This is a genomic window from Mitsuokella sp. UBA4253, from assembly GCF_002395285.1.
Lineage (GTDB): Bacteria > Bacillota > Negativicutes > Selenomonadales > Selenomonadaceae > Mitsuokella > Mitsuokella jalaludinii.
In genome coordinates, this window is record NZ_DGWR01000002.1 from 217,872 (window position 1) to 239,358 (window position 21,487).

General features: G+C 58.8%; 23 protein-coding genes. 3 read left to right on the forward strand and 20 right to left on the reverse strand.

The window, feature by feature from the left end; translation table 11 throughout:
- Nucleotides 1-125: 125 nt before the first annotated feature.
- The 9 genes from rpsG to B2X55_RS01455 form a co-directional block, all read right to left on the reverse strand.
- Nucleotides 126-596: a 30S ribosomal protein S7 gene (gene rpsG, locus B2X55_RS01415; RefSeq protein WP_036377662.1), complete on the reverse strand. Its 471-nt coding sequence runs from the start codon at nucleotides 594-596 to the stop codon at nucleotides 126-128.
- A gap of 56 nt (nucleotides 597-652) precedes the next feature.
- Nucleotides 653-1,036 (reverse strand): 30S ribosomal protein S12, encoded by a 384-nt coding sequence (gene rpsL, locus B2X55_RS01420; RefSeq protein ID WP_005842087.1) that lies wholly within the window; start codon nucleotides 1,034-1,036, stop codon nucleotides 653-655.
- 70 nt (nucleotides 1,037-1,106) lie between these two features.
- On the reverse strand, nucleotides 1,107-1,364 hold the full coding sequence (locus tag B2X55_RS01425; protein WP_286820582.1) for a L7Ae/L30e/S12e/Gadd45 family ribosomal protein: 258 nt from the start codon (nucleotides 1,362-1,364) through the stop codon (nucleotides 1,107-1,109).
- Nucleotides 1,365-1,639: 275 nt separating this feature from the next.
- Nucleotides 1,640-3,643, reverse strand: a complete 2,004-nt coding sequence (tkt, locus tag B2X55_RS01430) for a transketolase (RefSeq protein WP_286820583.1) — start codon at nucleotides 3,641-3,643, stop codon at nucleotides 1,640-1,642.
- Between the two features lie 135 nt (nucleotides 3,644-3,778).
- A complete protein-coding gene (aroH, locus tag B2X55_RS01435) occupies nucleotides 3,779-4,135 on the reverse strand; it encodes a chorismate mutase (protein ID WP_055160325.1) in 357 nt (118 codons plus the stop codon).
- Nucleotides 4,136-4,291: 156 nt separating this feature from the next.
- Nucleotides 4,292-5,893: an ABC1 kinase family protein gene (locus B2X55_RS01440; RefSeq protein WP_036377653.1), complete on the reverse strand. Its 1,602-nt coding sequence runs from the start codon at nucleotides 5,891-5,893 to the stop codon at nucleotides 4,292-4,294.
- A 47-nt stretch (nucleotides 5,894-5,940) separates the two neighbouring features.
- The gene (locus B2X55_RS01445) at nucleotides 5,941-7,560 is read right to left on the reverse strand and encodes an ABC-F family ATP-binding cassette domain-containing protein (RefSeq protein ID WP_278519714.1); all 1,620 of its coding nucleotides are present in this window, start codon (nucleotides 7,558-7,560) and stop codon (nucleotides 5,941-5,943) included.
- 83 nt (nucleotides 7,561-7,643) lie between these two features.
- The gene (locus B2X55_RS01450) at nucleotides 7,644-8,528 is read right to left on the reverse strand and encodes a glucosaminidase domain-containing protein (protein ID WP_414683472.1); all 885 of its coding nucleotides are present in this window, start codon (nucleotides 8,526-8,528) and stop codon (nucleotides 7,644-7,646) included.
- A 31-nt stretch (nucleotides 8,529-8,559) separates the two neighbouring features.
- Nucleotides 8,560-9,831: a hypothetical protein gene (locus B2X55_RS01455; RefSeq protein WP_286820584.1), complete on the reverse strand. Its 1,272-nt coding sequence runs from the start codon at nucleotides 9,829-9,831 to the stop codon at nucleotides 8,560-8,562.
- A gap of 178 nt (nucleotides 9,832-10,009) precedes the next feature.
- Between B2X55_RS01455 and B2X55_RS01460 the strand changes: the two genes are divergently transcribed.
- The gene (locus B2X55_RS01460) at nucleotides 10,010-10,708 is read left to right on the forward strand and encodes a TVP38/TMEM64 family protein (protein WP_286820585.1); all 699 of its coding nucleotides are present in this window, start codon (nucleotides 10,010-10,012) and stop codon (nucleotides 10,706-10,708) included.
- Here B2X55_RS01460 and amrS read toward each other — a convergent pair whose 3' ends face one another.
- Both amrS and amrA read right to left on the reverse strand, forming a co-directional pair.
- Nucleotides 10,709-11,581 (reverse strand): AmmeMemoRadiSam system radical SAM enzyme, encoded by an 873-nt coding sequence (gene amrS, locus B2X55_RS01465; protein ID WP_286820586.1) that lies wholly within the window; start codon nucleotides 11,579-11,581, stop codon nucleotides 10,709-10,711. It lies immediately after the preceding gene.
- Nucleotides 11,574-12,962, reverse strand: a complete 1,389-nt coding sequence (amrA, locus tag B2X55_RS01470) for an AmmeMemoRadiSam system protein A (protein WP_286820587.1) — start codon at nucleotides 12,960-12,962, stop codon at nucleotides 11,574-11,576. The genes amrS and amrA overlap by 8 nt, the downstream gene beginning before the upstream one ends.
- A gap of 164 nt (nucleotides 12,963-13,126) precedes the next feature.
- On the opposite strand from amrA, the gene B2X55_RS01475 reads away from it, so the two are divergent.
- Nucleotides 13,127-14,377 carry a purple acid phosphatase family protein gene (locus B2X55_RS01475; RefSeq protein ID WP_286820588.1) on the forward strand — a complete coding sequence of 417 codons (1,251 nt, stop codon included), beginning with the start codon at nucleotides 13,127-13,129 and terminating at the stop codon, nucleotides 14,375-14,377.
- A 39-nt stretch (nucleotides 14,378-14,416) separates the two neighbouring features.
- On the opposite strand, the gene B2X55_RS01480 is transcribed toward B2X55_RS01475, so the two are convergent.
- From B2X55_RS01480 to B2X55_RS01505, 6 genes are all read right to left on the reverse strand, one after another.
- Entirely contained in the window at nucleotides 14,417-15,064 is a 648-nt protein-coding gene (locus B2X55_RS01480; RefSeq protein WP_286820589.1) for a flavodoxin, read from the reverse strand.
- Nucleotides 15,065-15,078: 14 nt separating this feature from the next.
- Nucleotides 15,079-15,741, reverse strand: a complete 663-nt coding sequence (locus B2X55_RS01485) for a hypothetical protein (RefSeq protein WP_286820590.1) — start codon at nucleotides 15,739-15,741, stop codon at nucleotides 15,079-15,081.
- Nucleotides 15,738-15,932, reverse strand: coding sequence for a hypothetical protein (locus B2X55_RS01490; RefSeq protein ID WP_286820591.1), 195 nt, complete (start codon nucleotides 15,930-15,932; stop codon nucleotides 15,738-15,740). The genes B2X55_RS01485 and B2X55_RS01490 overlap by 4 nt, the downstream gene beginning before the upstream one ends.
- A gap of 125 nt (nucleotides 15,933-16,057) precedes the next feature.
- Nucleotides 16,058-16,594: a flavodoxin family protein gene (locus tag B2X55_RS01495; RefSeq protein ID WP_286820592.1), complete on the reverse strand. Its 537-nt coding sequence runs from the start codon at nucleotides 16,592-16,594 to the stop codon at nucleotides 16,058-16,060.
- Nucleotides 16,595-16,733: 139 nt separating this feature from the next.
- Nucleotides 16,734-16,967, reverse strand: coding sequence for a hypothetical protein (locus B2X55_RS01500; protein WP_286820593.1), 234 nt, complete (start codon nucleotides 16,965-16,967; stop codon nucleotides 16,734-16,736).
- A gap of 17 nt (nucleotides 16,968-16,984) precedes the next feature.
- Nucleotides 16,985-17,536 carry a flavin reductase family protein gene (locus B2X55_RS01505; protein ID WP_286820594.1) on the reverse strand — a complete coding sequence of 184 codons (552 nt, stop codon included), beginning with the start codon at nucleotides 17,534-17,536 and terminating at the stop codon, nucleotides 16,985-16,987.
- A gap of 192 nt (nucleotides 17,537-17,728) precedes the next feature.
- Here B2X55_RS01505 and B2X55_RS01510 point away from each other — a divergent pair, with 192 nt between their 5' ends.
- Nucleotides 17,729-18,643: a LysR family transcriptional regulator gene (locus B2X55_RS01510; RefSeq protein ID WP_286820596.1), complete on the forward strand. Its 915-nt coding sequence runs from the start codon at nucleotides 17,729-17,731 to the stop codon at nucleotides 18,641-18,643.
- Nucleotides 18,644-18,652: 9 nt separating this feature from the next.
- On the opposite strand, the gene B2X55_RS01515 is transcribed toward B2X55_RS01510, so the two are convergent.
- The 3 genes from B2X55_RS01515 to B2X55_RS01525 form a co-directional block, all read right to left on the reverse strand.
- Nucleotides 18,653-19,834, reverse strand: a complete 1,182-nt coding sequence (locus B2X55_RS01515; protein WP_286820597.1) for an MFS transporter — start codon at nucleotides 19,832-19,834, stop codon at nucleotides 18,653-18,655.
- A gap of 40 nt (nucleotides 19,835-19,874) precedes the next feature.
- Entirely contained in the window at nucleotides 19,875-20,231 is a 357-nt protein-coding gene (locus tag B2X55_RS01520) for a cyclophilin-like fold protein (protein ID WP_286820598.1), read from the reverse strand.
- A 140-nt stretch (nucleotides 20,232-20,371) separates the two neighbouring features.
- Entirely contained in the window at nucleotides 20,372-21,460 is a 1,089-nt protein-coding gene (locus tag B2X55_RS01525; RefSeq protein WP_286820599.1) for an alpha/beta hydrolase, read from the reverse strand.
- Nucleotides 21,461-21,487 lie beyond the last annotated feature (27 nt).

A 21,487-nucleotide genomic window follows, 5' to 3' on the forward strand; every position in this document is an offset into this window, starting at 1 on the left:
GTCTTACCGGCATCGATGTGAGCCATGATACCGATGTTACGAGTCTTTTCAAGGGAATACTCTCTTGCCACTTTTGTTCTCCTTCTTTGAACTCTTCTCCCGTCACAGCAGGAGAAGACTGAGTCTTACCAACGATAGTGAGCGAAAGCCTTGTTGGCCTCTGCCATCTTGTGCGTGTCTTCCTTCTTCTTGATTGCTGCACCCGTGTTGTTTGCAGCATCCATGAGCTCACCGGAAAGACGCTCATCCATCGTCTTCTCACCGCGGAGACGAGCATAGTTGACGAGCCAGCGAATGCCGAGCGTCATGCGGCGGTCCGGACGAACCTCGACCGGAACCTGGTAGTTAGCACCACCGACGCGGCGTGCGCGAACCTCGAGAACCGGCATAACGTTCTTGAGAGCAGTCTCAAAAACTTCGAGAGGATCCTTGCCCGTCTTGGCACGGATCGTCTCAAACGCATCGTAAACGACGCGCTCTGCAACGCTCTTCTTACCGGAGAGCATTACCTTATTGATGAATTTCGTAACCGTCTTGCTGTGGTACACCGGATCCGGCAGTACGTCGCGCTTCGGTACGGAACCTTTTCTTGGCATTGTTTTACCTCCTTCTTCATTAGCATATTTTCCTGCTCAGGACAGGAACCGTTTCATTACTTCTTCTTCGCTTTAGCTTTCTTCGCACCGTACTTGGAACGACCCTGGCCGCGATCCTGCACACCGGCAGTATCGAGCGAGCCGCGGATGATGTGGTAACGAACACCTGGCAGGTCCTTGACACGACCGCCGCGAATCAGAACAACGCTATGCTCCTGAAGATTATGACCAATGCCTGGGATGTATGCGGTAACCTCGATGCTGTTCGTCAAACGAACACGGGCAACCTTACGCAGAGCCGAGTTCGGCTTCTTCGGCGTAGACGTGTAAACACGCGTGCAAACACCACGTTTCTGCGGGCAATTCTTGAGTGCTGGTGCTTTGGACTTCTCCTGCATGCTCTTTCTGCTCTTACGAACTAACTGATTGATAGTAGGCATACATGCACCTCCTTCCTTCATATTGAGAATTTATTATTTATTAAAACCCCGAAGCAGAGCTCCTGAGTTTTTAACAAATAGGCTGCTTGAGGACTGCCGCCGCTGCCGCGCCGACCTCAATGCCACATGCATTGCCGAGGTCAGCCATCGTCGCCGCACGCTCGACCGGGACATCCTGTTCCCGGCAGAGGATCTGCAGCGGTTCGATGACACGTTCATCTGCGTCATCGGCGACGAAGACGCATTCCGCATCCCCGCGCTTCACAGCTTTGGAAACCTGCTTGATACCCATTACCCGACTGGCGCTTTTCAGTGCATCCAGTGTCATTGCTTTCACTCTCCTGTATCACTAAATCGTGCGCTTGAATCAGGCACTCCTATAATATAACACCCTCCAAAACCCTTGTCAACACTTATTTTATATAGTTTTGTGTGTCCACGCTGTCTAGCGTATCATTTTTATGGACGCGCGCAAAAACAGCACTTTCATTCCTCGTACAGAGGACATTTCTGGCAAAAGTATACAAAAAATAAAAGGCCCGCAGACTGCGGACCTTTTATGTATACAGAGCGGCTCGACCGCCCTGTGGCTATGCGATTCGATTACTTGTTGGCAGCGATGACCTTCATGGCAACCTCAACGACATGCTGCTTCGTGAAGCCGAACTTCTCGAAGAGCTGTGCCGCCGGTGCCGAAGCGCCGAAGCCTTCCATGCAGACCGTTGCACCGTCGAGGCCGACGTAGCGGCCCCAGCCGAAGCTCGAGAGCGCCTCGACAGCGACGCGCGCGCGGACATCCTTCGGCAGGACGCTCTCCTTATACTCAGCGCTCTGCTGCTCAAAGAGATCCATGCACGGCATCGAGACGACGCGGACGTCGATGCCGCTCTTGGCGAGCTCTTCCTGTGCCTCGATGGCCAGCGATACCTCAGAGCCCGTGCCGATGAGGATACCGGCCATGTTCGCCGGATCCTTCGCCTCGGAGACGACATAAGCACCCTTGAGGGCATCCTTGCTCGAGCCCGGGAGCTGCGGCAGGTTCTGGCGCGTGAGCACGAGAGCCGTCGGCGTCTTCGTAGACGTCACAGCGAGGTACCAGCCGGCAGCCGTCTCCGTTGCATCAGCCGGGCGGAAGACATTGATGTTCGGCAGGGCGCGCAGCATGGCCATCTGCTCGATTGGCTCATGCGTCGGGCCATCCTCGCCAACACCGATGCTGTCGTGCGTGAAGACGTACGTCACTGGCAGGCCCATCAGGGCAGCCAGGCGGACCATCGGCTTCGTGTAGTCACTGAAGACGAAGAACGTCGCGACATAGGCGCGCAGGCCGCCGTGGAGCATCAGGCCATTGGCAATCGCGGCCATGGCGAGCTCGCGGACGCCGAAATGCAGGTTGCGGCCCGCATAGTTGAACTTGCTGAAGTCCCCCTCGCCTTCCATATGCGTCTTGTTCGACGGTGCGAGGTCAGCACTGCCGCCGATGAGGTTCGGCATGATGTCCTTGAGGCGGTTGATCATCTTGCCGGAGAGATTGCGCGTTGCGACAGCCTTGTCCTCATAAGCCCAGAACTCATCGTTGTTGTAGAGCGCCTCGGCATTGACAGCCGTGTGGTACTTCTCCCAGCGAGCCTTGTCCTCCGGGAACTTCTCGCAGTACTCAGCGAACATCTTGTTCCAGGCCGCCTCTGCCGCCTCACCCTTCTTGGCGAGATCAGCATAGTGGTCGTAGACATCCTGCGGGATGTTGAAGGACTTGTCCGGTTCCGGCCAGCCGAGGTTCTCCTTCATGGCCTTGACGTTCTCCTCGCCGAGCGGCTCGCCGTGAGCGCTGGCCTTGCCCTGCTTGGCCGGGCAGCCGTAGCCGATCTGCGTCTTGACCGTGATGAAGGACGGATGCTCCTTGTCAGCCTTCGCTTCTTCGATGGCCTTGCCGATGGCCTCGAGATCATTGCCGTCCTCGACTGTGATCGTCTGGAACCCAAAGGCACGCATACGAGCCTGGACATCCTCCGTGAAGGCGATGTCCGTGTTGCCCTCGATGGAGATCTTGTTGGAATCGTAGAGGATGATGAGCTTCGAGAGGCCAAGCGTGCCAGCGAGCGAGAACGCCTCCGAGGAAATGCCTTCCATCATGCAGCCGTCGCCGCCGAGCGCGAACGTGTAATGGTCGACAACCGGGTAGCCCGGGCGGTTGAACATCGAAGCGAGGTGTGCCTCTGCCATCGCCATGCCGACAGCCATGCCCATGCCTGCGCCGAGCGGGCCCGTCGTGGCTTCGACGCCGACCGTGTGGCCGTACTCCGGATGGCCCGGCGTCAGCGAGCCCATCTGGCGGAACTCTTTCATATCATCCATCGTCAGGCCATAGCCGTAGAAATGGAGCAGCGAATAAAGCAGCGTCGAACCGTGGCCGCCCGACAGGATGAAGCGGTCGCGGTTGGCCCATTTCGGGTCCTTGGCATTGTGGTTCATGTGATTTGCCCAGAGCTCATACGCCATCGGAGCGCTGCCGAGCGGCAGGCCCGGATGACCGGATTTTGCCTTCTGGATTGCATCTGCTGCGAGCACGCGGATCGCGTTCACGCATTTCGTATCGATGTTACTCAAAGTGTATCTCTCCTTACCACTTGATTCTGAAAATTCCTGATGAATCCTCTCACTCCATCTATTCTACAAGATTTTATATAAAAAGTACAGTAGCTTGTAGAAATTTTATATGACTTGGTACCAATTCCATGGTGTTCAGCGTATATCAGGACGAAGTGCGACAGCCTTTCCCATATAGATGTGGTGGATATCACGCTGTGCTTTCCCCGTATCGGCGAGCACGAGCACGCGAATGCACTTCTCCAGGCTGCCCTCAATCGCACATTGACGCGCGTCAAAGAGCGGCACGAGATCAAACCCCGGCAATTGGCGCACACCAGCCGTCGGAAAAGCCGCCGTGAGATCTTCCGTCATGCTGAAGATCACCGCACCGATATCCTCCGGTGCCAGTTCATTGCGCTCGATGAGCTCCTGCATCATCGCCTTGGCCGCCTGCCAGATGGCAGCTTTCTCGTTCTTCTCCACGGTGATTGCACCGCGCACACCTCTCATGCCCATGATGTTCCACTCCTTCTGCCTATGCCCCCATGTCCTGCGCATGGGCTGCGATCAAAAACTGCTTTCTATCACATTTTACCATGATGCGCCGAATACCGCCACCGCAAAACCATAGACAAAAGGCCCGCCGCAATGCGGCGGGCCTTGGAGCTAGGCTCCTTTGTGTATTTCCCAGATCAGGCGGATGCTCAGCACGAAGGCGATGAGGTACCCGAGGAAACCGAGCAGCGGGATCTCCATGATCTTCGGCGTCATATTCGTCGTGCAGATCGTACTGGATCCGAGGAGCAGCGCTGCGCAGAGAACGGCGATGATGACCTTGTTGATCATCTTGTCCATGCGGTTCAGCGGCTCCTCCGAGCCCGTGAGGTCGAGGTTGACCTTCGTCTGGCCGCTCATCGTCATCTTGAGGATGTCCGAGATCTGTTCCGGCAATTGTGCGGACTTGCGCATGAGCAGGAAGCCCTCGCGCTTGACCTTGTCCATCTCATCGTGCCAGCTGAAGTTCTTCTTGAAGTCGAGGGCGAGGCTCTTCGCGAAGATCTCGACGAAGCTGACCTTCGGGCAGCAGAGACGCATGACCCCCTCGATCGTCAGGACACCGCGCGCGAACATCGAGAGCCCCTGCGGACAGGCGATGCGGTGAACGCGCAGGATATTCATGATCTGGCGCGTCAAGACGCCCATCTGCAGCGACTTGAAGTCGAGTGAGCTGTACTGCGCCATCATCGAATCGATGTCCTGATAGAGCGCTGTGTGGTTGATGCGGCCGCGCACGACGCCCAGAGAGAGCACGGCGGCTTTCATCTCAAAGGTATCGTGATTGGCAAGCGCCATCACAGCCTTGCGGATGGCAATGCGGTCGCGGCTCGAGAGGCGCCCCATCATGCCGAGGTCCAGCCAAACGATGCGGCCGTTCTTCACCCAGATATTGCCCGGGTGGGGGTCGGCATGGAAGTAACCGTCCTCGATGATCTGCTTGACGTAGTTCTCGCCGAGATGGCGCCCGAGCAGGTTGATGTCGTAGCCATTCGCGCGCAGCTTGTCGAAGTCATCGATGCGGATGCCGTCGACAAACTCCATGACGAGAATGTGCTGCGTCGAGAGCTGGCGGAAGACCCGTGGGCAGCTGACATAGTCGACATCGCGGTTGAGGTGCTCGAACTCTTCGATGTGGTCGGCCTCCATGAGGAAGTCCATCTCCTGTTTGGCGATCGTCCACATCTCGTCGAGGACCATGTTGAAGTCGAGGACATCCTGCGAGTGGCTGACGATCTTCAATAGCGTCGCCGCGCGCTTGAGGAGCACGATGTCCTTGCTCATGATCTCGTAGATGCCCGGCCGCTGCACCTTGATGACGACTTTCTCGCCTGAGGTCAGCACAGCGCGGTGCACCTGTGCGATGCTCGCCGAGCCCAGCGCTTCCTCGTCGATGGAGCGGAAGATCTGAGACCAGCGGCGGCTGTACTCCTTCTCGATGACCTCGAGGATGATGGGAAACGGCAGCGGCTTCGCACCGGACTGCAGCTTCATGAGCTCATCGCAGTACTCCGGCGGCAGGAAGTCCGGCCGCATGCTCATGATCTGGCCGAGCTTGACAAATGTCGGACCGAGGTCCTCGAGGACCTGCCGCAGCTTCTCCGGCGTCATGCCGCGCACGACTTCGCGTCTGCGCAGGACACCGATCATCTCGCGCAGGCGCCCTGTAGCGCCCGCATCCTCTATCGCATTCTGCAAGAATTTATCGAGCATCCGTCATCGCCCATCCTTACATCCTTACATCTTCAGTGTCTAACGTCTTACTTCTTGTACTTCTCCTGGAGCTGCTGGCGCACCGTCTCATTCGCGAGGAAGTCATCGTACGTCGAGAGGCGGTCGACAACGCCGTCCGGCGTGATGTCGATGATGCGGTTCGCGATCGTCTGGACGAACTCGTGGTCGTGCGAGACGAAGAGCGCCGTACCCTTGAAGGCGATCAGGCCGTTGTTGAGCGCCGTGATCGACTCGAGGTCGAGGTGGTTCGTCGGCTCATCGAGGAGCAGTACATTCGCGCCCGAGAGCATCATGCGCGAGAGCATGCAGCGCACGCGCTCGCCACCGGAAAGGACGGACGCCTTCTTCTGGCTCTCCTCGCCGGAGAACAGCATGCGGCCGAGGAAGCCGCGCACGAACGTCTCGTCCGGATCCTTCGAATACTGGCGCAGCCAATCCACGAGGTTGAGGTCGACGCCGTCGAAGTAAGCCGAGTTGTCGGATGGCAGGTATGCCTGCGTCGTCGTCACGCCCCACTTGAACGTACCCTCGTCCGCCTGCTCCTCGCCCATGAGGATCTTGAACAGCATCGTCTTGCCGATGCTGTTCGGGCCGACAAAAGCGACCTTGTCGCCGCGCTTCAGCGTGAAGCTGACATTCTTGAGGACCTGCTCACCGTCGACCGACTTGGAGATGCCGTCGACCTGGAGCAGCTGGTCGCCCGCCTCGCGGTCCGGCGTGAAGGCGATGTACGGATAGCGGCGCGAAGACGGCTTGATGTCCTCGACCTTGATCTTGTCGAGCAGCTTCTTGCGGCTCGTCGCCTGCTTGGACTTCGCAGCATTGGCGGCAAAGCGCGCGATGAAGGTCTGCAGTTCCTTGATCTTCTCCTCGGCCTTCTTGTTCTGCTCCTTCTGCAGCTGCAGGGCGAGCTGGCTCGACTGATACCAGAAATCGTAGTTGCCCGCATAGAGCTTGATCTCGCCGAAGTCAACGTCGCAGATGTAGGTGCAGACCTGGTTGAGGAAGTGGCGGTCATGCGAGACGACGATGACCGTATTCGGGAAGTCGGCGAGGAAGTTCTCGAGCCAGTTGATCGACTCGACGTCGAGGTGGTTCGTCGGCTCGTCTAAGAGCAGGATGTCCGGGCTGCCGAAGAGCGCCTGGGCGAGCAGCACGCGGACCTTCTCCTTCGCCGTGAGGTCCGCCATCTTCATCGTGTGCTCCTCTTCGGGGATGCCGAGGCCATTCAACAGGCGCGCGGCCTCGGACTCTGCGTCCCAGCCGTTGAGTTCGGCAAACTCCGCCTCGAGCTCCGAAGCGCGCATGCCGTCCTCTTCGGAGAAGTCCGGCTTCGCGTAGAGCGCATCCTTCTCATCCATGATCTCCACAAGGCGCTTGTGGCCCATGATGACCGTGCGCAGGACCTCGTAGTCATCATAGGCGTAGTGGTCCTGCTGCAGGACAGCGAGGCGCTCGCCCGGCGTGATCTCGATCGTGCCGCCTGTCGGCTCAATGTCGCCTGCCAGCAATTTGAGGAAGGTGGACTTGCCGGCACCGTTCGCGCCGATGATGCCGTAGCAGTTGCCCGGCGTGAACTTGAGGTTGACGTCCTTGTAGAGGACGCGCTTGCCAAACTGGAGGCTGACATTATTGACTGTAATCATCGAGTGATTTCATCCCTTTCAATCTGGAAATAATTGCGATCTTGATTTCTTTATGCATGACAGAGGGCTCAGATGCCCCTGCATCATTCGGTCAGCATGGCGCGAAACATCGAGAGGATGCTCTGGCCGTACGTGTATCCCGGCACAGCCCAGCGGCCGTTGAGGTCTTCCCACGTGCCGAGCGTGCGCGTGCCGTAGGAGTCGCGCACGAGCTGGTAGCGCGGGTCGATGACCGGCTCGCTCGGCTCGCGCGTCGACGAATACGCCAGGAGGTGCTGGATGTGCGCGCGGACACCGAGCTGCGCCGTCGCGAAGAAAGCGCCCTTGACGCCGCCGCCCGTCGTCCCGAGGCCGCAGAAGTTGTTCTGCTGCGGGATGACATCGCCGCCGTAGCGGAAGAAGCCTGTCTCCTTGAGCGCCTGAGCAAAGGCGACGTCCGGGCGGATGCCCTCGCGCGCACCTTCTTCATAGTAGTACGAGACGAGCTGCTGCGGCGAAACGGTGATGTCCGGGTTCGGGTTGTTGCTCAAGAGGTAGCGCACGCACTGCTCCTGGCTCGCGAGCGGCGTGCCGATGATCGAGTTGTCGTAAGCCGAGATGGTCTGCGGCACGGCAAGCGGTGTCATCTGCTGAGCGGCCTGTCCAGACGGATAGAGGATGTTGTGGATGCGCGACTGGAAGTCGCTGCCGCCCGACAGTTCCTTTTCCGATGTTGCGTGCAACTGATCCTCACCGCGCAGATCCTGGCGGATGCCGATCTTCGGGTCGGCCTGATGCTTGCGGGAAGGTCTTTGTGCCTGCTTTGTCTCGTTCATGACATCCGGCACGGCTACCGTGACCTCAGCGCTGTTCTGCGGGGCCTTGTGGGCGCGCTTTGCCTCTGTGACAGACGGCGCATAAAGCAGGAACGAGCCGAGAACGACTCCCGTTAACAGATATTTTCCATACGAATTCCAATGCATTGACACGGATCGAAACACTCCTTATACGATATACGAGTTACAAGATTGACCAGAAACCATAGAAAAAATACAAGAGGAAGGCCACCGCCAGCACGCGCAGGAAGCGGCTGACGTGCCCGCCCGACAGCAGAGTCAGGCTGACGTAAGCGATGCAGGCCGCCCCAAGACCTGCCGCGATGTCCTGCGCGAGCGGCAGGATGAGGAAGAGCAGCCCCGCTGCCACCTTGTCTGCAATACCGCCTGAGAACACCGGCTTCATGCGCAGCAGGAGTACGAGCCCCGCCCCTGCAAAGGCTGGAGCGAAGATGCTCGGGAACGAGGCCATCGACTGCAGCGTCGGCTCCATGAAGAGCAAGAGCGCGAGAAAAGCTGCCGTCCAGTATGCCATGCGGCCCTTGCGGCCGCCCGTGGCCTGCCCCACCGCCGACTCCGGCGCCGCCGTCAGCGGCATCGTGCCGAGCAGGCAAGCGATGAAGCTCAGGCCACTCAGGGATAGCAGTGACCGTCCCATCTGCCCGTCATCAAGATGCGGAGCAAGTGCCTTGAGCCCTCCCCACCCCGAGAGGATGAGGAAGAGCGAGAGGACGAGCGAGAGGTCTGCATAATCACATACCTTTATATTTTCCCACCCGTTCATGAATATGAGCTGAAGGCCGGTGCGGTCGAGGCCCTCCGGCAGGAAAAAAGGCGCATCCGGCAGGACCCAGAAGCCACCGGCGAAGGCGAGGACAGCGCTCGTGAGAACGCCGCCGAGCACGGCCCAGCGCGCCCCGACGGCCATGAGGGAGAGCATCGCGATGATGCCGACGAGGCTCAGGTAGGCCACGGGGTCCGCCATATTGCCAAGCTGCACAGGGCCCGTCGGCGAGCCCATGAGGAGGTGCCCCTGATAGAGGCCCTGCACGAGCAGCATGAGGCCGACAGCACCCTGAAGGCCGTCCGCGATGCACGGGGGGAAAAGCTGAACAAGTCCCGCCAGCTGTCCCGGCCGCTTCGAGAATACGGTAAAGGCGAGTGTCGCCGTCATGACGAGCGAGACGACAGCGCCCATAAAGAGCACCATCTGCCAGCTCACACCGTGCGCGAGCATGACGACGGCGACGAGCCACGAGGTCAGCGCCGCTCCCGGCGCCGCAGCGACGGGCAGGCCGAGCCTCCCGAAGGCCAGCGTGCCCGCGATGGCCATGAGCATCGAGGCCGTGTAGATGCCCATGAACGGCGCCCCCACCTGCGTCAGGAGCGTCGGCACGAGCAGCAGCGAGGCCGAAAGAGAGAGCGCTGCCAAAAATCCAGGCAGCATTTCCTGCATGAGAACTCCTCCTTGAAATCAGACTAATATTTTCTATTTTATCATAGAATCCAAGGAATCTCCATCGATGTACAGGAACTCCTGCAAAAAGTCGGTGGGATTCAGGCAATCTCCATCGAATCGATGCTATAATGAAAAGACAAACACCAGCAAGATTGACTCTAGGAGGAATCACCATATGAAAAAATCCATGGGCATGGTCAAGGTGGCTGCTGCACTGGCCATCGTCCTTCTCTTCCTCATCATCCACCTGGCAGACCCTGCCTTCCTGCCGCACCTCTGCGGGCTGCTCGCACGCGGCGACATCCAGGAGACAGCCGCCTACATCGCCTCCTTCGGCAAATGGGCCGTCGTCTTCAGCTTCCTCTTGACGCTCTTCGTCAACGCGCTGGGCTTCCCGCCCGCCATCATCTTCTCGACAGCCAACACGCTGATCTTCGGCATCTTCTGGGGCATCTTCCTCTCCGTCACCGCCGAGACCGTCGGCGTCCTGCTGAGCTTCGTACTGCTGCGCTTCTTCTTCCGCGATGCGGCCGAGAAGATCATCAACAAGCACCCGACCCTATCAAATCTCGATAAGTACAGCGGCAGGCGGGGCTTCGTCGTCATGCTGATTGCCCGCATGGTGCCGTACTTCCCCTCCATCCTGCTCAATGCGCTCGGCGCACTCTCCGCCATGTCGATGCGCGATTACGTCATCGCCTCCTTCGTCGGTAAATTCCCCTCGACGGGCATCGAGGCCATCATTGGCCACGACACGCTCACGCATCAGGAAGACCCGACGCGCCTCATCGTCGTCTGCGTCTTCGCCGTCATCCTGGTCGTGGGCGCCTGGATCTACGAGAGGCGAGCCGCCAAGCACGCGCCGGAAGCGTGATCAGATATTGCCGAGATGAACAAAGCGAAGCCTTGTCCCGGCAATCCGCCTGAGTCGCTGCAGCGTCTCAGCAGGCGTCATGGGGATATCCGAAAGGTAGCGCGGGAAGTAACGCGAGAGGTGGAGCGGCAGCTCCGCTGAGATGCCCGCCAGCCACTCTGCCTCCGCCGCCATCTCCTCGGCGCCATCGTTCTTTCCCGGTATCACGAGCGTCGTGACTTCCACATGGACGCCCTGTTCAGCCGCCATCTCGATGGCGGCTTTTGTCGTCTTGAGGTCACCGCCGATCCAGTCGTAGAACGACTGCGTGAAGCCCTTGAGGTCGATGTTGACGGCATCGACATACGGCAGCAGGTGAAGCCAGGGGTCCTTCTCGATCTGGCCGTTCGTCACGAGCACGACGGCGAGGCCCGCTTCCTTCAGGAGCCTTGCCGTATCGTAGACGAATTCATAGCCGACAAGCGGCTCGTTGTAGGTGAAGGCCACGCCGATGTTGCCCGACGTCTCCTCGAGCCGCTGCGCCGCCGCCACGATTTCCTTCGGCGATGTGCGGTCCATCGGCAGCTGCTGTCCCTCAAATCCGTCGCGACCCGCCTGCGAGATTGTGTAGTTCTGGCAGAACGGGCAGCGCAGGTTGCAGCCGAAGCTGCCGAGCGAGAGGATATGGCTTCCCGGGTGGAAGTGGTAGAGCGGCTTCTTCTCGATGGGGTCAAGCGCCGCCGACGTCAAGAGGCCGTAACTCAGAGAGCGGATGATGCCGCCCTGATTCTGCCTCGCGCGGCAGAATCCTGTCTGCCCATCAGAAAGATGGCAGCGGTGCGGGCAGAGCCAGCAGACAGCTTTTCTGCCAGGTGCTCCAGTTGCATCAGACATGGCGCTTCACCTCGAAGCGCCAGAGCGTTACCTTCTCCTTCGCGCCGATATTGCCCTTGCGGCGCGCGATGGCAATCTGCTCGTCCACCGTATCCACACCGGCGAGATCCGGCAGCAGGACGCCGCGCCGCTCACCGTTCTGCACGATGACGCCGTAGCGCTTGACGTCGAGAGCCTTCGGCGAGTCAATCGGCTCCGGCTCAGACAGCACATCGACATCGTAGACCAGTCTCGAAAGTTCGTCCGGCGTGACCTGCGGGAAGCGCGGGTCGTGCATGCCAGCCGAGACGGCGTTGCAGATGATCTCCTCGGCGAGATTGCGGCGGCCCGGTGCCAGCGTGCCGATGCAGCCGCGCAGGCGTCCATCCTTCTTGATGGAGACGAAGCACCCCGCGCGCCTGTCCTGCAGGTCCTCAGGAAGGTCTTTCGGCAGGGGCATCATGACGTGGCTGCGCACAAATGTCTCGAGACTCTCGCGCGCCAGGCGCACATAGGCGTCCTCATGCTCGCGTATCGCTGCGATGTCTTTTTCCTCCCGCTCGACGAGCTGGCGGCCAATGTCGCGCGAATCATCGCGTCCTTTCGGCGTGAAATAGGCGACGCCGTAGCCGACGCCAAACGGGCCTTCATGCGAGAGCAGTTCCCCCCTGACCGCCTCCCGGTCCAAGGCCCCCGCCATGATCCAGAATGAGCGCAAACCGCACTCTGCCGCACCTTCGGCCAGATCCGGCGAGATCGTCAGCAGCGACAGAAAGTCCGCTGCACCGAGGTCTCTCGTGACCGCTTCATCAAAGACAGGGCCGTCCTTGGCAAAGCCATACGGGCCGTCCGCCTTGAGCTTGTGCGAGAGGTCGCCGCTCGCGATGAATACGACGCGGCGGCCGAGCTTTTCTGCTGTCTCTGCAATCTTCTCGCCGAGCCGGTAGTGGACATCAGCGCCGAGGCCCGAGAGGCCGATACGCACGACCTTGACCGGCTTTTTGAGCTCCGGCTGCAGGAAGTAGAGCGGGATCATCGTGCCGTGGTCGAGCGCCGGCTCCCGCTCGCCGAGGAAGCCGGCAGGGAGATTGTCTGCCGCACAGGCATCCGCCAGTGCCTTTGAGAAGACATCGTCGTACGCCGCCTCGATCTTGACCTCCGGGCAACGGAACGCCGAGAAATCCCCCACAGCCTTCTTGCCCGGTGAAATGTGGAAGTAATCGCTGTAAAGTGTCGCATGCGGGCTCGTGATGACGACCGTATCCGGTTCCAGCGCCGCCGCCCGGCGCATGACCTCGCCATATGCCGCCGTCGTCCTCGCAATCTTCTTCTCCTCACCCCTGCCAATCTCCGGCAGAATGATGGGCGGATGTGGCACCGCCATAGCAGCCACGACTGCCATAAGAACCCCTCCTTTTGACCAGGAATCAAAATCCAATTCATCACTAATAAAAAGATTACGAGAAATTTCAAAAAAATCCTGCTTTCATCGCAGGAAAATTGTCCCAGCGGGGCAAATGACGTATAATACTAGTAAGAAAGCGACAGGAGGAAATCATGCATAAAATGTCCAGAAGAACCTTCCTCAAACTCTGCACGAGCGCGCTCGTAGCACTCGGCCTCGGGCGATACATCCCGGCAGCGGCCGCCAGCCGCACGATACAGTTCCCGCGCCAGATCATCACAGCAGACTCCAGCACGAGCCGCACCATCATGTGGCAGGCAGACGGCGGGCAGCAGGATGCAGCCTTTGTACTGACCGCGCCGAACGGCAATCCTGAACCCTATGCACCAGAGGCCAACACCCTGCTGCAGGACGCGACGACCACGACGTTCTACACCGTACGTCTCACCGGTCTGACGCCCGGCACGCATTACGAGGGCACCATCCGGATGGCAGATGAGACCGTCGCACTGCCGATCGTGACGGCTGCTGATGAGGACGCCGCCTTCGAGGCACTGCTGATCGACGACTCCCAGTGCGGCGAAACATACGCCCCCTTCGCGAAGCTCCTCGAGAAAGCCCTTGCGCGCAATCCCCAGGCATCATTTCTCGCCGACATCGGTGACCTCACCGACAACGGCCAATCCTCCTGGCACTGGGACAGCTTTCTCTCCGTGCTCACGAGCGGCCGCGCGAAAGACATGCCGTTCGTCCCCGTCATGGGCAATCACGAGTGCTACGGCCTCGACTGGCAGTTTGCCCTGCCGCGCCGCTATCTCGCATCCTTTTCGGTCCCCGATAACGGCAGTCGGAATTTCCCCGGCTACTACTATTCGTTCGACTATGGCCCCGCCCACTTCATCGTGCTCAACACGCAGCTCACTGAGCTCAACGACCTGAAGCCGGGTCTCCTGCAGGAGCAGCTGCTCTGGCTCAAGCAGGATGCCGAATCTGCCAAAAAGCCCTGGAACATCGTCCTGATGCACAAGGATGTCATCGCCTACGATGAATACCAGCCGGGCACCGGCCACACGGGCGGCATCAGCGATGTCGGCCACGACTTCATGAAGGCCTTCGATGCGCTCGGCATCGACCTGGTGCTCACCGGCCACATGCACACGTACCGCAACCGCGGCCATATCTACAACGAACAGCCAGATCATCGCGGGCCTGTCTACCTGATGTTCGGTCCCGCCGGCAACGAGCGCTACACCGTGCCGCCCGACACGACCTTTGACAAAGTCAGCCTCGACCAGTCCGACCCAAACCGCTACCGCAACTACATGACGCTCGCCGTCACGCCTGCAAAGCTCATCGCCACCTGCTTCCTGGAAGACGGCTCCACGATTGACCGCGTCACGCTGACGAAATGAAAAACACCTCGATGCCATCCATGCATCGAGGTGTTTCTGTTAGTTTGACAGTTTGAGGGACTTGAGCCAGTCCTTGACCTTGGCATCGCTGAGGCTGCCCGTGAAGCACGTGCCGTCCTGCCAGCTGCCCTTGCCGCCGGCCATCTCGGCGAGCAGTTTGCCGCTGTTGCCGAGTGGTGAGCTCGCAGCCGTCGCAAAGGTCACGACCTGCTTACCCGAAAAATCATTGGCCTTGACGAAGGCATCGACCGGCCAGGCTGCAATGCCCCACCAGATCGGATAGCCGATGAAGACCGTGTCGTACGAGGCCCAGTTGTCCGGCACAGCTTTCTGGAGCTGGATCTTCTCGCGCAGCGAAGCGTCGTCGTGCTCGCGGCTCACGCGGCTGCTCGCGTCCTTGGAGTCGAGATCTGCCTCTGTGTAATCCGGCGAAGGGACAAGCTTCATGATATCAGCCTGGCGCTCCCTGGCAATGACCTCAGCCACACGCTCCGTGCGTCCTGTGGCGGAATAATAGACGACAATCGTCTTGCCGCCTGCCGCCGCTGCCGTACCCGACGAGGAGGACGCTGCCGTGCCGGCGGCCGCACTGCTGCCAGCCTGTCCGCCCGATGACTCCCCCGTCAGTGAGGACAGGCCACATCCGCCAAGCACCAGAGCCATCATGCTCATGCCACCGATTCTCAAAAACTCTCTGCGATTCATTTCGATTGCACTCCTTTCCAAAGCGATAAAAGCCAGCCGATCTCGGCAAACAACAGGAAGATGCCTGCCTGTGTCAGCGCATAGCCCGCACCATTATATGAAAGTGCCGGCGTCATGAAGATATGTGCGCCCTGCAGGTGGTCGACGAGCCGATCTTGATGGGCTGCATAGATACCGGCTGCCCCTAGCAGCATACCGAACCCCAATAGGAGCATCCTTGCAGGCAATGGCCGCGAGGGGATGCCTGCAGCGTGCAGCCATTTCTGCCACCATGCCCTCAAGTGCAGACCGAGATGGAGACCCGCCAGCACCAGGAAGTACCGTGCCGCCGTGCTGTGCAGCTGATAGAGCGAAGGATTGCCGCGCAGCGAGAACGGCACGACATCTGCAAAGAGCTCGCTCGACGTCAGGCAGCCGCTGATGACCGTCAAAAAGCAGGCACCAGCAAGCAGGATGTTCAGCAGGCACCGAAGAGCCCGCGGCTCATTCCACCGCCCGCTTCCAAGCGACGAAACATAGCGGCGGTTGAGTGCGAGATGCCAGGCAATCGGCAACAAGAAGGCCACCCCTACAGCTTCATGTACCAGAGGCGGCAGATAGAAGAACGCCATCTCACCGACCAGCAGGACGAGCATCAAGATATCCAGGCCGTACCTCATGGCTGCACCTCTCTCGTCTCCCTTACCGAACGCTCCCAGCCAGCCGGCACAGCATCCTTCGGCAAGCTCTGCTCGACGATTTCCTGCATCATGCGCACGTAGTCGTCCTCCGAGACATGGCCTTGCCGCAAGACGCACGTGAAGCAGAGCCACGCATAGACAAGTCCAAAGAGAATGAGGACGCTGGCCATCCACCCTTTCCAATCCGGTCTTTCCTTCCGCAAAATCATATCATCACCCCCCGTCTTCCTTTCTGTTTCCTGCTCTTTTCATTCTATCAGACGGTAGTTGCTGCCGGCCAAGCCCTTTTTACCGATCAAAGATTCAGTCCTATCGTCTCCGCCATATCACCGAACTGCGAGTGCTCGACGAGCGAGCGCGAGCCGCAGCCGATGCCGAGCACTTTGCCTGCATCCTGCCATTCCATATAGCGAACCAGGGTGTCGTAATGGTCAACGAGTGCCGACATCGTCCAATCGTCACGATTGTAAGCCGTCGCCATCAGGATGGACTTCTTGCCGTGGAGCCTGCCCGTGCGCGAGTAGAAGCGGTCGATGATGGTCTTGAGCTGTGCCGACATGCCGAAGTAATAAAGCGGCGTCGTCAGTACGAGCAGGTCTGCCTCCAGCATCTTCGGCATCAAGGCGTTCTCGATGTCGTCCTTCCAGATGCACGGGCCATCCATATGGCACTGGTCGCAACCGCGGCACGGATGCGTCTCGCTGTTGGCCGCATCAAAGGTGAACACCTCATGGCCGGCCTGTGTTGCTCCTTTCGTGAAGCGGTCAGCCAGATAGATAGAAGTCGACTCATCATGCGGATGCGGACTGCTTGTGATCACGACAATCTTCATTGCTTTCCCTCCCGAAATCTCACCTTTCTCATGCGCTGCCATACCTGAAGCATCCTTTTCCTGTCCCGTCAGTGCCGAAAGGCCACAGCCGCTGAGGAATACCGTCATGGCTCCCATGCCTGTCAGTTTTAAGAATTCCCTACGATTCATCAGAGCCGCCCTCTTTCTGCTTCCTCTCCAGTTCATAGATCATGTAGTCGATGCAGGAGAGCTTTTCCTGCGCCTCATGCAGAGCTGTCATGAGCTTGCGTCGGTGACGCCTAAGAAAGCAGATGCGCGCGGCATCATCCGGCAACGATGAAAGCTCGCTCCGGCAGGCATCGGCCTCACATATTCCCTGATGACATCCTCGCTCCATTGATTTCACATCCATACGCTTTCCTCATACCGTCACTGACCGTTGCGATCCATGCGCGCGCAGTCACCGACCTTCTCCCCCGTGACGAAGTACTCATACGTCGGGAATTCGAACAGGACAGGCTTGAACACGTGGTAATCAATCTTGCCTGCTTTGTTGAGGATCGTCTCACTTGCATACGTATTCTCAATGCGGCAGATGAAATTATCGAATCCATCCAGCTTGTAGTCATCGATGACAGAACACTCAATCGAAACTTTGGCCTTGTCGATGAGCGGTGTCCCCTGCTCTCCGAGCGTATAAGCAAACGTCCCAGACTTATCGGTCTTGTTCCCGGAAACTACGCCCATATAGTCCGCTTCTTTGAGCCAGCTCTCATCCACGACATTGACCGATACGTTCTTCGTCGCCAGGATTCCTCGATTCGTATAATGGCTCTCGACCATCGAGAGCATCAGGTGGCTGTGTGCCATGATGCCTGCATGCGCGACGAGCGTCCAATTCGGCTTGCCATCAACCATGCTGCCGACAACGACGAGCGGTGATGGATACAGTGCCAAGGCTTTACCAATATTTTTCTTCATTTCTATTTTCCTCCCAGTTCTTATCTTCGTCTCCTGATACTCTTATCTTACCTGCTCTACATTGAAATGTGAAATGCTTATATTTCAGCTTGCGTCATACATTTTTCTTATTAAATGCTTGTCAAAAAAGTACCTGCTTCCTAAAATAGAAGCAGGTACTTTTATCGCATACGAACGAAAGGGGAATCTTTGATGGAACTGCGCACCTTATCGTACTTCCTGGCCGTGGCCAGGGAACAGAATATGACCGAGGCCGCCAATGTGCTGCATGTGACGCAGCCGACACTCTCGCGCCAGATTGCCGACCTCGAAGACGAGCTCGGCAAGAAGCTCTTCACGCGCACGAGCCGCAGCACCGTGCTGACAGAGGACGGCATACACCTGCGCCAGCGGGCCGAGGAAATCCTCGCGCTCGTCAACCAGACAGAAGACGAGATGAAGAATGACACGATTGATCTTGCGGGCTGTATCCGCATCGGCGCAGGCGAGACGCATGCCATGCACATCCTCGCCGATCTCTTTGCCGAGCTGCATAGCCGCTACCCGCGCCTGACGGTCGAGCTCTTCACGGGCAATGCCGACACCGTCGAAGAAAAACTCGCGCACGGACTCATCGACTTCGCGCTGATGATCGAGCCGTTCAATGTCGAGCAGTATCACTTCATCCGGCTGCCCGAAACGATGCGCGTCGGCATCGTGACGCGCGATGACAGCAAATGGGCGCAGAAGAGCGGCATCACGCCCGACGACCTGAACGCAATGCCGCTGCTCATCTCCTCGCGCCAGTCGCTCAACCGCTATGACTACAGTCAATGGTCGGGCGGCAAGGTATCTGCTGAAACGATGAACATCGTCGGCAAGTTCGACCTCATCAGCAACGCCTCGCACTTCATCCGCACGGGCATCGCGAATGCCATCGGCATCGACGAGCTGCTGCAGCTCGACACCGGCCACTTAAAGTTCATCCCACTCGAGCCCGCCCTCACGCTCAGCGCCGTCATCGTCTGGAAGAAATACCGCCTGCTCTCCAAATCCAGCAGCGTCTTCCTCCAAGAACTCCAACAGTACATCGCCGAAGCGTCAAAAACGAACAGTAATCTGCCATAAAGCCACTTGTTACGAGCCGATAGGACAATCCGTCGCCTGTTGCTCATCTGCCCGGCAGTGTACGAACTTTGTGAGCAGCAGGGCAGCGGCCGCCAGCAGCAGGCCACCGCAGACGACGAAGGGCAGGCCGAGGCTGCGGATGAAAAAGCCGCTGATCATGGTTCCCGCCATGCAGCCGAGATTGGCCGCTGTCAAAAACAGGCCGTTGCTGAAATCCGGCGCATCCGATGCCACGCAAGCTAGCAGGTACTGATTGATGTTCGCATTGATGCCACCGAGGATGCCCCAGGCCACAATCAATGCCGCAAGAAGAGGCAGAAACTTCCCACCGCCCACAAAGAGCAGGCAGTAGAGCGCGATGGTACACAGCGGGAAAAGACGTACAGTCGTGCTGGGACACCTGGCGAGGAGATTGCCCCCCAGATAGCTTCCGCAGATGTTCAAGAGGCCATAGACGAGGAGCAGCGCTGCGATGAGCTCTCCCGGCAGTGCCGCAACCTTCTGCAAATAATCAGCGAGGTAGTTGTAGACACCGAAGATGGAACCGTTGAGGCAGATGACCGCCACGATGGCCAGCCAGACCGGCGGACGCTTCAGAACGGAAAGCTGCGCGCCGTAGCGCATTGGCTGCGCCACCGGCAAGTCCGGCACGAAGGCCATTGTCAGCAGAAACATGAGCCCCGTCACGCCTGCAAAGAAGACCATCGCCATCGAAAAGTCAAACGTCGCTGCCAAGACATTGCTGATGGGCACGCCGACGACCATGCCGGCCGCGACGCCCATGTTGATGCGCGCCACAGCCCGCGGCGCATCCTCTGGAGCCACCGAGGCAGCGGCCACGCTGAAGGCGAGTGCACAGTAGACCGGGTGGAAAAAGGCCGGCACGACGCGCAGCACTAAAAGGAGCTGGAAGTCGCTCGCAACGACGGCCAGTGCATTGCAGATCGTGAACACGCCCAGCACAAGCAGCATCACGTGCTTGCGATTGAAGCGCGAGAACAGCAACGGCATCGTCGGCCCTGCGATGGCCACGCCAAGCGCGAACAGACTGACGAGCATCCCCGCCTGTACGATATCCACCTGGTACATCTCCGCCGCCATCGGCAGGATGCCGATGATGCCCATCTCCGTATTGAGGATGCTGAACACACCAAATGCCAGGATCAAGAGCAATAGCTGCTGTCGTTTCATATCATCTCATCCTTTCCGCCTCCAGACCGCTCTTCCCATCTCATGGTTGCAAGGTCAGGAATACATCACCTGCCCCCAGAGCAGCGTCCAGATCATCAGCTGCTTCGACGTGACCCAGGCGCGTGTAGCGGTAGGTCGTCTGAAAATCCTGATAGAACACCACGACATACTGGCCGTCAAACAGCATGACATCTCCCTTATGGATCTCGCGGACATCTTCATCCGCCGCTGTCAGGCGCTGCGGCAGTTTGTAGTATTTCTCGTTGCCATGGAGTTCTGTAAACGTCTTGGCCAGCGGCAACTGCTGCCGCAGCTCGGCAGCAGCCTCCGTGTCAGCCCACTTCAGAGCATACGCTTTGCTGCCCACTAGTAGGGATGCTGCTCCTGTCTCGTGCATCTCTGCCTCCTTCCCGGACAAGGATGTGGCTGCCACTCCGGGGCCGCCACATCCCAGCACGAGAAGTGCAATCAGAGCACAACAGAAAAAGAACAATCTGCTCATCAAACATTCTCCTCCCGGTTACGTCTTTCCAGCAATCATTCCCCGAGGTACTTGTTGAAAAACGCGACGAGGCGGTCGAAGGGGATCTTGTCCATCTGGTCGTAGAGATCCGTATGCGTAGCACCCGGAACGACAATCTCCTCTTTCGGACCATCTGCCGCTTCATAGACCGCATCCGAGAAGTACTTAGAATGCGCCTTGTCCCCTGTGATGAGCAGCAGCGGGCGCGGGCTGAGTTCCTTGATGTGATCCATCAGCGAGAAGTTGAAGAAGCCGTATGGCGTCGTCGAATCCCAGGCCAGCGTGTTGGAGTTGATGGCGCGCGGATGGTAAGCGCGGCCGACGTAATAATCGTAGAAGCCCTTCACAACATCCGGTGCATCCGCCGGCAGCTTGTCGGGGAACATCGTCTTCGTCGAGAGCACCTTGCCATCCTTGTCGACGGCGAGCTCATGCGAGCCGGGAATGGACTTGCCTGTCTTTGCCTCCTCATCGCGCATCTCAGCCAGGTGGTGCTTGACGATCTCGCGCTGCTCCGGCGTATAGTAATCCCCTTGATAGTGGTTGCGGATGCTGTCCGACATGTCGTACATGGCCGAGGTCGCGACCGCCTTGATGCGCGTATCATTCGTCGCTGCCGTGATGGCCATGCCCGAGAGACCGCAGATGCCAATGGCACCGATCTGCTGCGGGTTGACGAACTTGAGGTTGCTGACGAAATCGACCGCCGCGCTGTAATCCTCCGTGAAGATCTCCGGCGAGCCCATATTGCGGCGCTTGCCGCTGCTCTCCCCCGTGGTCGACGGATCGAAGGCGACGGCAACAAAGCCGTTCTTGGCCATCTCCTGTGCGTAGAGGCCCGAGGACTGCTCCTTGACTGCGCCGAACGGGCCCGTCACGACGACAGCCTTGTACTGCTTCTTGTCATCGAAATCCTTCGGCAGGTAGAGGTGGCCCGCCACATCGAAGCCGTAACGGTTCTGGAACGTGACCTTCTTGGCCTCAATCGTCTTGTCCACGGCAAAGACGCGCGTGTCGTTGTCCAGATCCTTGATCGTCGCATGCTTCATCTGTGAATCGTGCACGAGCGTTTTCGTCGGCACGGCTGCATAAGTCGTACGCATCGTCATCCCTCCAAAAGTGAACGTCCC

Excerpts from the sequence above, each read along its gene's own strand:
- B2X55_RS01425 (WP_286820582.1), bottom strand. The coding sequence starts at position 1,364 with ATGACACTGGATGCACTGAAAAGCGCCAGTCGGGTAATGGGTATCAAG.
- B2X55_RS01490 (WP_286820591.1), bottom strand. The coding sequence starts at position 15,932 with ATGGCCAGCGTCCTCATTCTCTTTGGACTTGTCTATGCGTGGCTCTGC.
- B2X55_RS01500 (WP_286820593.1), bottom strand. The coding sequence starts at position 16,967 with ATGGATGTGAAATCAATGGAGCGAGGATGTCATCAGGGAATATGTGAG.
- B2X55_RS01510 (WP_286820596.1), top strand. The coding sequence starts at position 17,729 with ATGGAACTGCGCACCTTATCGTACTTCCTGGCCGTGGCCAGGGAACAG.
- B2X55_RS01520 (WP_286820598.1), bottom strand. The coding sequence starts at position 20,231 with ATGCACGAGACAGGAGCAGCATCCCTACTAGTGGGCAGCAAAGCGTAT.
- rpsG (WP_036377662.1), bottom strand. The coding sequence starts at position 596 with ATGCCAAGAAAAGGTTCCGTACCGAAGCGCGACGTACTGCCGGATCCG.
- B2X55_RS01485 (WP_286820590.1), bottom strand. The coding sequence starts at position 15,741 with ATGAGGTACGGCCTGGATATCTTGATGCTCGTCCTGCTGGTCGGTGAG.
- B2X55_RS01440 (WP_036377653.1), bottom strand. The coding sequence starts at position 5,893 with ATGCTCGATAAATTCTTGCAGAATGCGATAGAGGATGCGGGCGCTACA.
- B2X55_RS01455 (WP_286820584.1), bottom strand. The coding sequence starts at position 9,831 with ATGCAGGAAATGCTGCCTGGATTTTTGGCAGCGCTCTCTCTTTCGGCC.
- B2X55_RS01515 (WP_286820597.1), bottom strand. The coding sequence starts at position 19,834 with ATGAAACGACAGCAGCTATTGCTCTTGATCCTGGCATTTGGTGTGTTC.
- B2X55_RS01505 (WP_286820594.1), bottom strand. The coding sequence starts at position 17,536 with ATGAAGAAAAATATTGGTAAAGCCTTGGCACTGTATCCATCACCGCTC.
- rpsL (WP_005842087.1), bottom strand. The coding sequence starts at position 1,036 with ATGCCTACTATCAATCAGTTAGTTCGTAAGAGCAGAAAGAGCATGCAG.
- B2X55_RS01445 (WP_278519714.1), bottom strand. The coding sequence starts at position 7,560 with ATGATTACAGTCAATAATGTCAGCCTCCAGTTTGGCAAGCGCGTCCTC.
- amrA (WP_286820587.1), bottom strand. The coding sequence starts at position 12,962 with ATGGCAGTCGTGGCTGCTATGGCGGTGCCACATCCGCCCATCATTCTG.
- B2X55_RS01525 (WP_286820599.1), bottom strand. The coding sequence starts at position 21,460 with ATGCGTACGACTTATGCAGCCGTGCCGACGAAAACGCTCGTGCACGAT.
- aroH (WP_055160325.1), bottom strand. The coding sequence starts at position 4,135 with ATGAGAGGTGTGCGCGGTGCAATCACCGTGGAGAAGAACGAGAAAGCT.
- B2X55_RS01460 (WP_286820585.1), top strand. The coding sequence starts at position 10,010 with ATGAAAAAATCCATGGGCATGGTCAAGGTGGCTGCTGCACTGGCCATC.
- amrS (WP_286820586.1), bottom strand. The coding sequence starts at position 11,581 with ATGTCTGATGCAACTGGAGCACCTGGCAGAAAAGCTGTCTGCTGGCTC.
- B2X55_RS01475 (WP_286820588.1), top strand. The coding sequence starts at position 13,127 with ATGTCCAGAAGAACCTTCCTCAAACTCTGCACGAGCGCGCTCGTAGCA.
- B2X55_RS01495 (WP_286820592.1), bottom strand. The coding sequence starts at position 16,594 with ATGAAGATTGTCGTGATCACAAGCAGTCCGCATCCGCATGATGAGTCG.